Source organism: Streptomyces sp. Isolate_45, assembly GCF_024721315.2.
In the GTDB taxonomy this organism is placed as follows: Bacteria; Actinomycetota; Actinomycetes; order Streptomycetales; family Streptomycetaceae; genus Streptomyces.
Genome location: NZ_JANFAK020000177.1, coordinates 1 through 15,655, shown reverse-complemented (window position 1 = coordinate 15,655; position 15,655 = coordinate 1). Strand labels below are relative to the sequence as shown.

Annotated in this window: 1 protein-coding gene and 1 pseudogene; both read left to right on the top strand. The window is 75.2% G+C overall.

What is annotated here, in order from left to right; genetic code table 11:
• Window positions 1-15: 15 nt before the first annotated feature.
• A pseudogene (locus tag NOD94_RS34730) lies at window positions 16-13,572 on the top strand (SDR family NAD(P)-dependent oxidoreductase); the annotation flags it as partial.
• A 127-nt stretch (window positions 13,573-13,699) separates the two neighbouring features.
• A partial coding sequence (locus tag NOD94_RS34725) for a type I polyketide synthase (protein ID WP_281210197.1) occupies window positions 13,700-15,655 on the top strand: 1,956 nt, incomplete at its 3' end.

Genomic DNA, 15,655 nt, shown 5'->3' with positions numbered 1-15,655 from the left:
CTGTTGACGGACCGGGTGAGCGTCGCGGCGGTCAACGGCCCGCGGTCGGTCGTCATCGCCGGTGACGAGGACGCGGCCGTGGCGATCGCCGAGTCGTTCGCCGACCGAAAGACGAAACGGCTCACCGTCAGTCACGCGTTCCACTCGCCGCACATGGACGGCATGTTGGACGACTTCCGCCGTGTCGTGGAGGGGCTGACGTACTCCGCCCCGCGCATTCCGATCGTCTCCAACCTGACCGGTGCCCTCGTCACGGAGGGTGAGATGGGTTCGGCCGACTTCTGGGTCCGGCACGTCCGCGAAGCCGTCCGCTTCCTCGACGGCGTCCGCTGGCTGGAGAGCCGCGGCGTCAGCGCCTACCTGGAGATCGGCCCCGGCGGCGTCCTGTCCGCCCTCGGTCAGGACTGCCAGGCCGCGACCGGCGCCCGGGCCGCCGCGTTCCTGCCCGCGCTGCGCACCGGCCGCCCCGAGGCCCGCTCCCTGGCCGCCGCCGTTGCGGGCGCCCACGTACGGGGGCTCTCCCCCGACTGGGCCGCCCGGTTCGCCGGGACCGGGGCCCGCCGCGTCGACCTGCCGACGTACGCCTTCCAACGCGAGCTGTACTGGCCCCGCGACCCCTTCACCGACCTGACCGGACCCGTCGACGGCCGCGAACTGGGCACCGGGGACGCCAAGTTCTGGGAGGTCGTCGACAGCGAGGACCTGGCCGCGTTCGCCGACACCCTCGGCATCGGCGACGACGAGCCGCTCAGCAACGTGCTGCCGGCGCTCTCCGCCTGGCACCGCCGCCACCGCGACCGCGACACCGTCGGCGGCTGGCGCTACCGCGTCACCTGGAAGCCCCTCACCGACACCGGGTCCACACCCCCGTCCGGCCACTGGCTCCTCGTCGTACCCGCCGGTCACACCGACGCGCCCTGGGCCGTCGCAGCCACCCGGGCCCTGGCCGCGCGCGGGGTCACCGTCGGTCGCCTGGTGGTCGACGCGACCGCCGAGGACCGGACCGCCATCGCCCGGCGGATCACCGCAACCCTGGCGGGGTCGGACACACCCTCCGGTGTCCTCTCCCTGCTCGCCCTCGACGAGCGGGCGCACCCGGAGGACCCGGCCCTGCCCGCCGGGCTCGCCGCCACCCTCGCGCTCGTGCAGGCACTCGGGGACGCGGACGTGGACGCCCCGCTCTGGGCCGCGACCCGGGGCGCGGTGTCCACCGGCCGTTCCGACCGGCTCACCGCGCCGGCCCAGGCAGCCGTCTGGGGACTCGGCCGCACCGCCGCCCTCGAACTGCCCGGCCGCTGGGGCGGCCTCGTCGACCTGCCCCCGACCGCCGACGAGCGGTCCGCCGCCCGTCTGACGGACGTCCTGGGCGGCCTCGGCGCCGAGGACCACCTCGCCGTCCGCTCCACCGGCGTCTTCGCCCGCAGGCTGACCCGCGCCCCCCAGGAGCGGACCCCCGGACCCGAGTGGACCACCTCCGGTACGGCCCTGGTCACCGGCGCGACGGGCGCGCTCGGCCGGCACGTGGCCCGCTGGCTCGCCCGCACCGGAGCCGAGCACCTGCTGCTGGTCAGCAGGCGCGGATCCGCCGCCGAAGGCGCGGACGAACTCGCCGCCGAACTTCGCGACCTCGGCGCCCGGGTCACCCTCGCCGCCTGCGACGTCGGCGACCGCGACGCGGTGGCCGAGCTGCTCGCGGCCGTCCCCTCCGAATTCCCGCTGACCACCGTCGTCCACGCCGCGGGCGTCCTCGACGACGGGGTCCTCGACGCGCTGACCCCCCGACGGCTGGCCGGCGTCATCCGCCCCAAGGCCCACGCCGCCCAGGTCCTCGACGAGCTGACCCGCGACCTGGACCTCTCCGCGTTCGTCCTCTTCTCGTCCCTCGCCTCAGCCTTCGGCGCCGCCGGACAGGCCAACTACGCCGCCGCGAACGCCTCCCTGGACGCCCTCGCCGAGCAGCGCCGCGCGAGCGGTCTGCCCGCCACCGTGATCGCCTGGGGTGCCTGGGCCGAGGGCGGCATGGCCACCGACGAACTCGTCGCCGAACGCCTGTCCGCCGCCGGACTCCCCGCGCTGCCGCCCGAACTGGCCCTGTCCGCGCTGCACATGGCGCTCACGCTCGACGAGACCTCCTCGGTCGTCGCCGACATCGACTGGGACCGCCTGGCGCCCGGCCTCACCGCCGTCCGTCCCTGCCCGCTGATAGCCGACCTCCCCGACGCCGCGCAGGCCCTCGCCGCGGCCGGCGCGCCCGGCACGCCCGGGACCGGCGGCGCCGACGCCCCCGACAGCTTCGCCCGGCGGCTCGCCCAGGCCCCGGACGTCGAACGTGACGCGCTGGCACTGGAGTTCGTCCGCGCGCAGATCGCCGTGGTGCTCGGCTACCCGGGGCCCGCGTCCGTGGATCCGGCCATCGCCTTCCGGGACCTCGGCTTCGACTCCCTGACCGCGGTGGAGATCCGCAACCTCCTGACGGCCCGGACCGGCCTGCGGCTGCCCGCGACCCTCATCTTCGACTACCCCAACTCGCTCTCCCTGGCCGCGTTCCTCCAGGGCGAGATCCTCGGCGCCCTGCCCGCCGCCCCGGCAGCCCCCACCGCCGTGACCGCCCCCGACGACGACCCCATCGCGATCGTCGCGATGAGCTGCCGCTTCCCCGGCGGGGTGCGCACCCCGGAGGAGCTGTGGGAACTGCTCGCCGAGGGCCGTGACGCGATCTCCGGGTTCCCCGCCGACCGCGGCTGGGACCTGGACGGGCTGTACGACCCGGAGTCCGTCACCGAGAACACCACCTACGTCCGCGAGGGTGGTTTCCTCGCCGACGCCACCGAGTTCGACCCCGGCTTCTTCGGGATCTCGCCGCGCGAGGCCCTCGCCATGGACCCGCAGCAGCGGCTCCTCCTGGAAACCTCCTGGGAGGCCATCGAACGGGCCGGCATCGACCCCGCCACCGTGCGCGGCGAGCGGATCGGCGTCTTCACCGGCACCAACGGCCAGGACTACCTCGACGTCATCCTCGCCGCCCCCGACGGCAGCGAGGGGTTCCTCGGTACCGGCAACGCGGCGAGCGTGGTCTCCGGGCGCGTCTCCTACGTCCTGGGCCTGGAGGGTCCGGCCGTCACCGTCGACACGGCCTGCTCGTCCTCGCTGGTCGCCCTGCACTGGGCGATCCAGGCCCTGCGCGCCGGCGAGTGCACCATGGCCCTCGCCGGCGGTGTGACCGTCATGTCCACCCCGGCCTCCTTCATCGACTTCAGCCGGCAGCGCGGTCTGGCAGCCGACGGCCGCATCAAGGCGTTCGCCGCGGCCGCCGACGGCACCGGCTGGGGCGAGGGCCTCGGCATGCTCCTCGTCGAGCGACTCTCCGACGCCCGCCGCAACGGACACCCCGTCCTCGCCCTCGTCCGCGGCTCGGCCGTCAACCAGGACGGTGCGTCCAACGGTCTGACGGCCCCCAACGGCCCCTCCCAGCAGCGCGTCATCCGCCAGGCGCTGGAATCGGCCGGACTGACGCCCGCCGACGTCGACGCGGTCGAGGCCCACGGCACCGGCACCCGGCTCGGCGACCCGATCGAGGCGCAGGCGCTGCTGGCCACCTACGGTCAGGACCGGCCCGAGGGGCAGCCGCTGCTGCTCGGCTCGATCAAGTCGAACTTCGGCCACACCCAGGCCGCCGCCGGCGTCGCCGGGATCATGAAGATGGTGCTGGCCATGCGGCACGGGGTGCTGCCCCGGACCCTGCACGTGGACGAGGCGTCCCCGCACGTCGACTGGACGGCCGGTGACGTCGCGCTGCTGACGGAGCCGGTGGAGTGGCCCGGGACCGGGCGTCCGCGCCGGGCCGGCGTGTCCTCGTTCGGCATCAGCGGCACCAACGCCCACACCATCATCGAAGAGGCTCCCGAGCCGGCCCCCGTCGAGCCGCCCGCACCGACGGGCACAGAGTCACCGGCGGGCACGGAGTCACCGGCGGGCACGGAGTCACCCGTCGGCGCGTCGCCGCTGCCGTGGATCCTGTCGGGGAAGAGCCGGGACGCCCTGCGGGACCAGGCACGCCGCCTGCACGCCCACGCCACCCGCCACCCCGACCTGCGACCCGCCGACCTGGGCCTGTCCCTGGCCCTCGGCCGCTCCGCGTTCGACCATCGCGCCGCCGTGGTGGCCGGCGACCGTGCCGCTCTCCTCGCGGGGCTGGAGGCACTGGCCGAGGACACGTCCGCCGCCGCGCTCGTGGAAGGCTCCCCGACCGCCGGCAAGCTCGCCTTCCTGTTCACCGGCCAGGGCAGCCAACGCCTCGGGATGGGCCGCGAACTCCACGACACCCACCCGGTGTTCGCGGACGCGCTGGACACGGTCTGCGCCCACCTGGACGCACTCCTCGAACTCCCGCTGAAGGACGTACTGTTCGGCACCGACGCCGCCCTCCTGGACGAGACGCGGTTCACCCAGCCCGCGCTGTTCGCGATCGAGGTCGCCCTGTTCCGGCTCCTCGAATCGTGGGGCGTCAAGCCCGACTTCCTCTCCGGGCACTCCATCGGTGAGATCGCCGCCGCGCACGTCGCGGGCGTGCTGACCCTGGCCGACGCGTGCGCCATGGTCGCGGCGCGCGGCCGGTTGATGCAGGCACTGCCGGCCGGCGGGGCCATGATCGCCGTCCAGGCGTCGGAGGCGGAGGTCCTGCCGCTGCTGACGGACCGGGTGGGCATCGCCGCCATCAACGGCCCGCGGTCCGTCGTCATCGCGGGCGACGAGGACGCGGCCGTCGCGGTCGCCGCGTCGTTCACCGGCCGCAGGACCAAGCGCCTCACGGTCAGCCACGCCTTCCACTCGCCCCACATGGACGCCGTGCTGGACGACTTCCGCCGGGTCGTGGAAGGACTGGACCTCGCGGCACCCCGCATCCCCGTCGTGTCGAACCTGACCGGCGCCCTCGTCTCCGACGAGATGGGCACGGCCGACTTCTGGGTCCGGCACGTCCGCGAGGGCGTCCGCTTCCTCGACGGCGTCCGCGCCCTGGAAGCCGCCGGAGTGACGACGTACCTCGAACTCGGTCCCGACGGCGTCCTGTCCTCCCTCGCCCAGGACTGCCTGGCCCAGGAACCCACCGCGCAGGACACCGTCCCCCAGGGCTCCGTCAGCCCCGACCCCGTCCTCGTGCCCATCCTGCGCAAGGGCCGCCCCGAGGCCGAGGCCCTCGTCACCGCCCTCGCCGGGGCCCACGTACACGGCGTCGGCGTCGACTGGGCGGCGTACTACGCCGGCACCGGCGCCCGCCGCGTCGACCTGCCCACCTACGCCTTCCAGCGGCAGCGCTACTGGCCCGCCCTGTCCTACCTGCGCCTCGGCGACGTCGAGGCGTTCGGCCTCGACGACACGGCGCACCCGCTGCTCACCGCGGCGATCGCGCTGCCCGAGTCCGACGGCATGGTGTTCGCCGGACGCCTCTCCCTGTCCACCCACCCCTGGCTGGCCGACCACGCCATCCTCGGCAGCGTCCTGCTCCCCGGCACGGCCTTCGTGGAACTCGCGACCCGCGCCGGAGACCAGCTCGGCTGCGACCACCTGGAGGAACTCACCCTCGAAGCGCCCCTGGTGCTGCCCGAACGCGGTGGCGTCCAGCTCCGCGTGCGGGTCGGCGCCGCCGACGGGGCCGGCCGCCGCCCGCTGGCCCTGCACTCCCGCGCCGAGGGCCTGGCGGCCGAGGAGCCCTGGACGCGGCACGCCGCCGGCGTCCTCGCCGAAGCCGGTCGCCCCGCCGCCGGCTTCGACCTGACCGCCTGGCCGCCGCCCGGGGCCACCGAGGTACCGCTCGACGGACGCTACGACGCCCTCGACGGCATCGGCTTCGCCTACGGCCCCACCTTCCGGGGCCTGCGGACGGCCTGGCAGCACGACGACGCCGTGTACGCCGAGGTCACGCTGCCCGACGGCGCCACCGACCAGGCGGCCCGCTTCGGCCTGCACCCCGCCCTGCTCGACGCCGCCCTGCACGCCATCGGCCTCGGCGGCCTCGGAGCCGACGACGGCCGGGGCCGGCTGCCCTTCGCCTGGTCCGGGGTGTCGCTGTACGCGGGTGGCGCGAACGCCCTGCGCGTGCGCCTCACCCCCGCCGGCGCGGAAGGCGTCCGTCTGGAGATCGCCGACGCCGGCGGAACACCCGTCGCCACCGTCGAGTCCCTCGGGCTGCGCCCGGTCACCGCCGACCAACTGCGGGCCGCCCGCGCCACCTACCACGAGTCCGTGTTCCGCCGGCAGTGGACCGCACTCACCGGCCTCGCCGACCCGGACGCGACGCGGTACGCCCGCCTGGGCGCCACCACGGCGCAGGACGCACCGGACACCTCCCGATACGCGGACCTGGCGGCGCTGGCCGTCGCCGTCGACGCCGGTGCGCCCGTACCGGACGAAGTCCTCCTCGACCTGACCCCGACGCCCGTGCCGCTCTCCGCCGCGGCCGTGCACGACGCCGCGCACGACGCGCTCGCCCTCGCCCGGACGTGGCTCGCGGACGAGCGGTTCGCCGCCGCCCGACTGGTGCTCGTCACCCGGGGCGCCGTCGCCGCGACCCCCGGCGAGGACGTGACCGACCTCGCCGCCGCCACCGTGTGGGGCCTGCTGGGCTCCGCGCAGACGGAGAACCCCGGCCGGATCGCCCTCGTCGACACCGCCCCCGACAGCGCCGAGGACGAACGTCACCACGCCGCTCTGCGCGCCGCGCTGACCTCGGACGAGGAACGGTTCGCGCTCCGCGACGGCGCCGTGCTCGTCCCGCGCCTCGCCCGCGTCGAAACCGGCGAGGACGGCGCCGGACGGCCCGCCCCCGGCGAAGGAACCACCGGCCGGGAGGACACCCACCCGGACGGCACCGGCCAGGACGGCACCCACCGGGACGGCACCCACCGTGCCCCGGCCTTCGGACCCGACGGAACGGTGCTGATCACCGGAGCCACCGGCGCGCTGGGCGGCCTGCTCGCCCGCCACCTCGTCACCGAACACGGCGTGCGCCGTCTGCTCCTCGTCGGCCGGCGCGGCGCCGACGCTCCCGGCACGGCCGAACTCAGCGCCGAAATGGCCGAGTCGGGCGCCACCGCCACCTGGGCCGCTTGTGACGTGGCCGACCGGGACGCCCTCGCCGCACTGCTCGCGGACCTCCCCGCCGAGCACCCGCTCACGGCCGTCGTGCACACCGCCGGCGTCCTCGACGACGGCATCATCTCCTCGCTGACCCCCGACCGGCTGTCGGCCGTCCTGCGGCCCAAGGTGGACGCGGCCTGGAACCTGCACGAGCTGACCCGGGAGCTGGCCCCCGACCTGTCCGCCTTCGTGCTCTTCTCCTCCACCTCCGGCCTGTTCGGCGGCCCCGGCCAGGGCAACTACGCCGCCGCCAACACCTTCCTCGACGCCCTCGCCCAGCACCGCCGCGCCCACGGCCTGCCGGCCACCGCCCTGGCCTGGGGCCTGTGGTCCGTCGCCGACGGCATGGCGGGCGCCCTGGACGCCGCCGACGTCAACCGCATGCGCCGGGCCGGACTGCCCCCGCTGACGGCCACCGACGGCCTGGAACTGTTCGACACCGCCGTCGCCCTCGACGACGCGGCCGTCGCGCTCATGCGCGTCGACACCGAGGCCCTGCGCGCACAAGCCGCCGCGGGCACCGTCGCGCCGCTGCTGCGCGGCCTCGTACGCGGCGTCGCCCGCCGCTCCGTCGACACCGTCGCCGCGGCCGGCGACGGGTCGGGCCCGCGCGCCCGGCTGGCCGGGCTGTCCGCGGCCGAACAGGACCGTGCGCTGCTGGACCTGGTCCGTACGCAGGTCGCGGCCGTCCTCGGCCACGCCGGCCCCGCCGCCGTCGAGTCCGGTCGGGCCTTCAAGGAACTGGGCTTCGACTCGCTGACCGCGGTCGAACTCCGCAACCGGCTGAACGCCGCCACGGCCCTGCGCCTGCCCGCCACCCTCATCTTCGACTACCCGGACCCGACCGTCCTCGCCCGGCACCTGCGCACCGAACTGTTCGGCGACGCGGAACCGGACGCCGCCACCTCCGCCGCCCCCGGCTCCCCGGCGTCCACGGCGCCCCCGGCCGACGACGAGCCCATCGCCATCGTCGCGATGAGCTGCCGCTACCCCGGTGACGTCCGCACCCCCGAGGACCTCTGGCAGCTCCTCACCGCCGGCGAGGACGGCATCACCCGGCTCCCCGAGAACCGCGGCTGGGACACCGACGCCCTCTACCACCCCGACCCCGAACACCCGGGCACCTCGTACGCCCGCGAGGGCGGCTTCCTGCACGACGCCGCCGACTTCGACGCCTCCTTCTTCGGGATCTCCCCGCGCGAGGCCCTCGCCATGGACCCGCAGCAGCGCCTGCTGCTGGAGACGACCTGGGAGGTCTTCGAACGGGCCGGGATCGCCCCGTCCTCGGTGCGCGGCAGCCGTACGGGCGTCTTCGCCGGCGTCATGTACCACGACTACGGCGCGCGCCTGCACGCCGTGCCCGACGGAGTCGAGGGCTACCTCGGCACCGGCAGCTCCAGCAGCATCGTCTCGGGCCGCGTCGCCTACACCTTCGGCCTGGAGGGCCCGGCCGTCACCGTCGACACGGCCTGCTCCTCCTCGCTGGTCGCCCTGCACCTCGCCGCGCAGGCCCTGCGCAACGGCGAGTGCTCCCTCGCCCTGGCGGGCGGCGTCACCGTGATGTTCACCCCCGGCACGTTCATCGAGTTCAGCCGGCAGCGCGGGCTCGCCGCCGACGGCCGCTGCAAGTCCTTCGCGGCCGCAGCCGACGGCACCGGCTGGGGCGAGGGCGCGGGCATGCTCCTGCTGGAGCGGCTCTCCGACGCCCGCCGCAACGGCCACCAGGTCCTGGCCGTCGTCCGCGGCTCCGCCGTCAACCAGGACGGTGCCTCCAACGGCCTCACCGCCCCCAACGGGCCCTCCCAGCAGCGCGTCATCCGCCAGGCCCTGGCCAACGCCCGACTGTCCGCCGCGCACGTCGACGTCGTCGAGGCCCACGGCACCGGCACCACCCTCGGCGACCCCATCGAGGCACAGGCCGTGCTGGCCACCTACGGCCGTGAGCACGGCGACGACCAGCCGCTGCTGCTCGGCTCGGTCAAGTCCAACCTCGGGCACACCCAGGCCGCCGCCGGTGTCGCCGGCGTCATCAAGATGGTCATGGCGATGCGACACGGCATCGTGCCCAAGACCCTCCACGTCGACGAGCCCACCCCGCACGTCGACTGGTCGGCGGGCGCGGTGTCCCTGCTCACCGAGCAGGTGGAGTGGCCCGACACCGGCCGCCCGCGCCGCGCCGGCGTCTCCTCCTTCGGCATCAGCGGGACGAACGCCCACGCCGTCATCGAGCAGGCCCCGGACACCGACCCCGGGCCGGCCGCCGACCCGGAGGCGCAGCCGCCCCACGTGCCGGTGGTCCTGTCGGCCCGCGGTGAGGACGCCCTGCGCGCCCAGGCCCGGCTGCTGCACACCCGCGTCCACGACGACACCACCCTGCTCCCCGCCGACCTGGCCCTGTCCCTGGCGACGAGCCGATCGGCCCTGGAACAGCGCGCCGCGCTGGTCGCCGCCGACCGTACGGAGCTGCTGCGCGGACTCGACGCGCTGGCCCGCGGCGAGGACACGGCCAGCCTCGTGCGGGGGACCGCACACGAGGGCCAGGTGGCCTTCCTGTTCACCGGGCAGGGCAGTCAGCGCCTCGGCGCGGGACGCGAACTGTACGCGGCCGAACCCGCCTTCGCGCAGGCCCTGGACGAGGTGTGCGTCGAACTCGACCGACACCTCGAACTGCCATTGCTGGACGTGCTGTTCGGTACCGACGCGGCCCTCCTCGACCGTACGGAGTACACCCAGCCCGCCCTCTTCGCGATCGAGGTCGCCCTGTTCCGGCTGCTGACGAGCCGGGGCCTGCGGCCCGACGTGCTGGCCGGACACTCCATCGGCGAGATCACCGCCGCACACGTGGCGGGCGTCCTCACCCTCCAGGACGCCGCCGAACTCGTCGCCGCGCGAGGCCGGTTGATGCAGGCCCTGCCGGCGGGCGGCGTGATGATCGCGGTCCAGGCATCGGAGGACGAGATCCTGCCGCTGCTCACCGACCGGGTGGGCATCGCCGCCGTCAACGGTCCGCGCTCGGTGGTCATCGCCGGCGACGAGGACGCGGCGACGGCGGTCGCGCAGGCCCTCCCCGACCGCAAGTCCAAGCGCCTCACCGTCAGCCACGCCTTCCACTCGCCGCACATGGACGGCATGCTCGCCGACTTCCGCAAGGTCGCCGAGGACCTGACGTACGCCGCCCCGCGCATCCCCGTCGTGTCGTTCCTGACGGGCGCGACCGTCACCGACGAGATGGCATCCGCCGACTTCTGGGTCCGTCACGTCCGTGAGCCCGTCCGCCTCCTCGACGGCGTCCGCGCCCTCGACGCCGCCGGCGTGAGCGCGTACATCGAACTCGGCCCCGACGGAACCCTGTCCGCGCTCGTCCCCGACTGCCTGCCGGAAGGCACCGACCGGCCCCCGTTGTGCGTGCCCGTGCTGCGCAAGGGCCGACCCGAGACCGGAACGCTCACCGACGTCCTCGCCCGCGCCCACGTCCACGGCGTCCCCCTCGACTGGACCGCCCACTTCGCCGGCGCCGGCGCCCGCCGCGTCGACCTGCCCACCTACGCCTTCCAACGCAAGCGCTACTGGCTCGACGTCGGCGTCTCCGCCGAGGACGTCCACGCGGCCGGTCTGGACGCCGCCGACCACCCGCTGCTCGGCGCGACCGTCCCGCTGCCCGCCTCCGACGGACTGCTCCTCACCGGACGCCTCGCACTGTCCACACACCCCTGGTTGTCCGACCACACCGTCATGGACACCGTCCTGCTGCCCGGTACCGCCTTCGTCGAACTGGCCCTGCGGGCCGGCGCGGAGACCGGCTGCGAAACCGTCGAGGAACTGGCCATCGAGGCCCCGCTCACCCTCGCCGAGCAGGGCGCCGTACAGCTCCAGTTGACCGTCGACGGCGCCGACGACGCGGGCCGGCGCACCCTGACCGTCCACTCGCGGCCGGCGGACGCCCCGGCCGAGGAACCGTGGACCCGGCACGCCACGGGCGTCCTCGCCCCGACCGGCCCGGCCCGCCCCGCCGACCTGTCCCAGTGGCCGCCCGCCGGCGCCGAACCCGTACCCACCGACGGCTTCTACCCGGCCGCCGCCGCGGCCGGCCTCAGCTACGGCCCCGTCTTCCAAGGACTGCGCGCCGCCTGGCGACGCGACGGCGAACTCTTCGCCGAGGTCGCCCTCGACGAGGCGTACGGGGCCGACGCCGGCGCCTACGCCCTGCACCCGGCGCTCCTCGACGCCGCCCTCCAGGCCATCGGCCTCGGCGTACCGGGCGACGCCGAAACCACCGACGGCGCCCGACTGCCCTTCGCCTGGACCGGCGTACGCCTCCACGCGACCGGCGCGGCCGGCCTGCGGGTCCGGATCACCGCCGGCGCGTCCGGCGGCGGCGTGACCCTGGACGTCGCAGACGCCACCGGAGCACCGGTGGCGTCCGTGGACTCCCTGATCCTGCGCCCGGTCTCAGCCGACCGCATCGGCGGCGACCGCACCGCACACCACGACTCCCTGTTCGGGGTGGAGTGGACGAAACTGCCCCTCGCCGCGGGCCCCGTCCCCGCCGACGAGCGGTGGGCGGTACTCGGCGAGGACCGGGCGGACTTCCGCATCGGCGGCGCGCCCCTCGACGGCCACACCGACCTCACCGCCCTGCGCGAGGCACTCGCCAAGGGCACCCCGGCACCGGACGTCGTGATCGTCCCGCTGTCCGCCACGGCCTCCACCGGCGGCCGGGCCGCCGCCGCCCGCAACGCCACCCACCACGCGCTCGCGCTGGTCAAGGAGTGGCTCGCCGAGGAACGCCTCGACGCGTCCCGACTCGTCCTGCTCACCCGCGGCACGATGGCCGCCGTACCCGGCGAACACGTCACCGACCTGGCCCACGCCCCGGTGTGGGGCCTGGTGCGGTCGGCGCAGTCCGAGAACCCCGGCCGGTTCGTCCTCGCCGACACCGACGGCTCCGACGCCTCCCTCGGCGCCCTGCCCGCCGCCCTCGCGGGCGACGAACCGCAGCTGGCCCTCAGGGCGGGCGAGGCCTACGCCTTCCGGCTGCGCCGCGTCGCCCGCGGCGAAACCGGACCCGACACGGCACACCCGCCGATCGACCCCACCGGCACGGTCCTCGTCACGGGCGCCACCGGCACCCTCGGCGGGCTCTTCGCCCGCCACCTGGCCGCGACCCACGGAGTACGGAACCTGCTGCTCCTCAGCCGCAGCGGCGACGCCGCGCCCGGCGCGGCCGACCTCACGAGCACACTGCGCGCCCACGGCGCGGACGTCACCTGGGCGGCGTGCGACGCGGCCGACCGGGACGCCCTGGCCGCCGTCCTGGCCGCCGTCCCCGCCGACCGACCCCTGACCGCCGTCGTCCACGCCGCCGGCGTCCTCGACGACGGCATCATCGACTCGCTGACGCCCGAACGCCTCGACACCGTCATGCGACCCAAGGTCGACGCGGCGTGGAACCTCCACGAGCTGACCGAGGGCGGCCGGCTCTCCGCGTTCGTCCTGTTCTCCTCGGTCGCCGGCTGCTTCGGCGCCGCGGGCCAGGCCAACTACGCCGCCGCGAACGCCTTCCTCGACGCCCTCGCCCACCACCGCACGGCCCGCGGCCTGGCCGGCAGCTCCCTCGCCTGGGGACTGTGGGCGGCCACCGACGGCATGGCGGGCGCCCTCGACGAGACCGACCTGACGCGGATGGCGCGCGCCGGAGTCGGCGCCCTCGCCCCCGACGAGGGCCTGGCCCTGTTCGACACCTCCCGCACCCTGCGGGACGCCGTCCTCGTCCCCATGCGGGTCGAACCGGCCGCGCTGCGCGCCCAGGCCGCCGACGGCACCCTGCCGCCGCTGCTGCGCGGACTCGTACGCACCCCAGCCCGCCGCGCCGCCCCGACCACCGGCCGGGCCGCCTCCCCGGCGACCGCCGAACAGGCCGGCTCCCTCCAGGAACGGCTCGCGGGCCTGCCGGCCGCCGAACGCGACCAGGCACTGAACGAACTGGTCCGCACCCAGGTGGCCGCGGTACTCGGCCACGGCAACACCGACGACGTCGACGCCGACCGAGGCTTCCTCGACCTGGGCTTCGACTCGCTGACCGCGGTCGACCTGCGCAACCGGCTCACCGCCGCCTGCGGGCTGCGACTGCCCGTCACGCTGATCTTCGACTACCCGTCTCCGGCGGCGCTCGCCGCGTACATCGGGGAGCGGACGGCCCCCACCGGACCCGACCGCCCGTCCGTCCACACCGAACTCGACAAGCTCGAATCGATCCTCACGGCGGTCGCCCCCGACGACGCCGAACGCGCGGGCATCACCACCCGGCTGCGCGACCTTCTGGCGAAGTGGAACGACACGCACGGTGCACAGGACAGCGACGCCGAACAGCAGGACCTCCAGGCCGCCACGGCCGACGAACTCTTCGATCTCCTCGACGACGAACTCGGCCTGTCCTGACCGCCGGCCCGGGGCGGCGCCCCCACCACCACCGACGGCCCTGATGGCCCTCACCGCGCTGCGGGCCCCCACGGCCCCGGCCACTTTGACCACGTTGAACACTTCGAGCACGGGGATGGCGTAAAGAATGGTGAACGAGGAGAAGTACCTCGATTACCTCAAGCGGGCGACGGCCGATCTCCGCGAGGCCCGGCGACGGCTGCGCGAGGTGGAGGAGCGGGACCAGGAGCCGATCGCGGTCGTGGCCATGAGCTGCCGCTACCCCGGCGGCATCGACACCCCCGAAGCCCTGTGGGAACTCGTCGCACGCGGCGGCGACGCCGTCACCCCCTACCCCGCCGACCGCGGCTGGCCCGCCGAGGTCCTCTTCGACCCCGATCCGGACAGCGGTATCGAGGCGTACGAGCAGGTCGGCGGGTTCCTCCACGACGCCCACCACTTCGACCCGGCGTTCTTCGGGATCTCCCCGCGCGAGGCCATCGCCATGGACCCGCAACAGCGGCTCCTCCTGGAAACCGCCTGGGAGGCCTTCGAACGCGCCGGCATCGACCCGACCTCCCTGCGCGGCAGCCGCACCGGCGTCTTCGCGGGCCTCATGTACCACGACTACGCGGCACGCCTGTTCAGCGTCCCCGAGGAGATCGAGGGCTTCCTCGGCAACGGCAGCTCCGGCAGCATCGCCTCCGGCCGGATCGCCTACACCCTCGGCCTGGAGGGCCCCGCCGTCACCATCGACACGGCCTGCTCGTCCTCCCTCGTCGCCGTCCACCTCGCCGTCCAGGCCCTGCGCGGCGGCGAGTGCGCCCTCGCCCTCGCCGGCGGTGTCACCGTCATGTCGACCCCCGGCACCTTCACCGAATTCAGCCGGCACCGCGGCCTCGCGGGCGACGGCCGCTGCAAGTCCTTCGCGGCCGCCGCCGACGGCACCGGCTGGGGCGAGGGCGCGGGCATGCTCGTCCTGGAACGGCTCTCCGACGCCCGCCGCAACGGACACCCCGTCCTCGCCGTCGTACGCGGCACCGCCGTCAACCAGGACGGCGCCAGCAGCGGCCTGACCGCCCCCAACGGGCCCTCCCAGCAGCGCGTCATCCGCGAAGCCCTGGCCGGCGCCCGCTTCTCGCCCACCCAGATCGACGCCGTGGAGGCCCACGGCACCGGCACCACCCTCGGCGACCCGATCGAGGCCCAGGCGCTGCTGGCCACCTACGGCCAGGACCGCCCCGGGGACCGGCCGCTGCTGCTGGGCTCCATCAAGTCCAACATCGGGCACACCCAGGCCGCCGCGGGCGTCGCCGGGATCATCAAGATGGTCATGGCGATGCGCCACGGCGTCCTGCCCGCGACCCTGCACGTCGACGAGCCGACGCCGAACGTCGACTGGTCGGAGGGCGCCGTCCGGCTGCTCACCGAATCCCGACTGTGGCCCGAGACCGGCGCACCCCGCCGCGCGGGCGTCTCCTCGTTCGGCATCAGCGGCACCAACGCGCACACCATCATCGAGCAGGCCCCGGCCCCGGACGCCGTCGAGGAACCCGCCGCACCGGCGGCCGCCCCCGTACCGGCCCTGTGGAACCTGTCGGCCAAGTCACCGGCCGCGCTGCGCGCCCAGGCCGAGAAGCTGCACGCCCACCTGACCTCCCGTCCCGGACCGGGCGCCGGGGACATCGCCCGCTCGCTCGCCGGTGGACGCACCGACTTCGAACACCGCGCGGTCCTCACGGCCGCCGACGCGCCCGGACTCGTCCGCGCGCTGGAATCCCTCGCCGCCCCGACCGCCGGGACCGCCGCCCCGGGCGTCACCCGCGGCCGCCCGATCGCCGGCAAGCTGGCGTTCCTGTTCACCGGTCAGGGCAGTCAGCGCCTCGGGATGGGGCGTGAGTTGTACGAGAGGTATCCGGTGTTCGCGGCGGCGTTGGACGCGGTGTGCGAGCGGATGGATCTCGATCAGCCGCTGCGGGAGGTGCTGTTCGGGTCCGATGCCGCTCTGCTGGACGAGACGCGGTTCACCCAGCCGGCGTTGTTCGCGGTCGAGGTGGCGTTGTTCCGGCTGCTCGAATCGTGGGGTGTGCGGCCGGACTTCCTG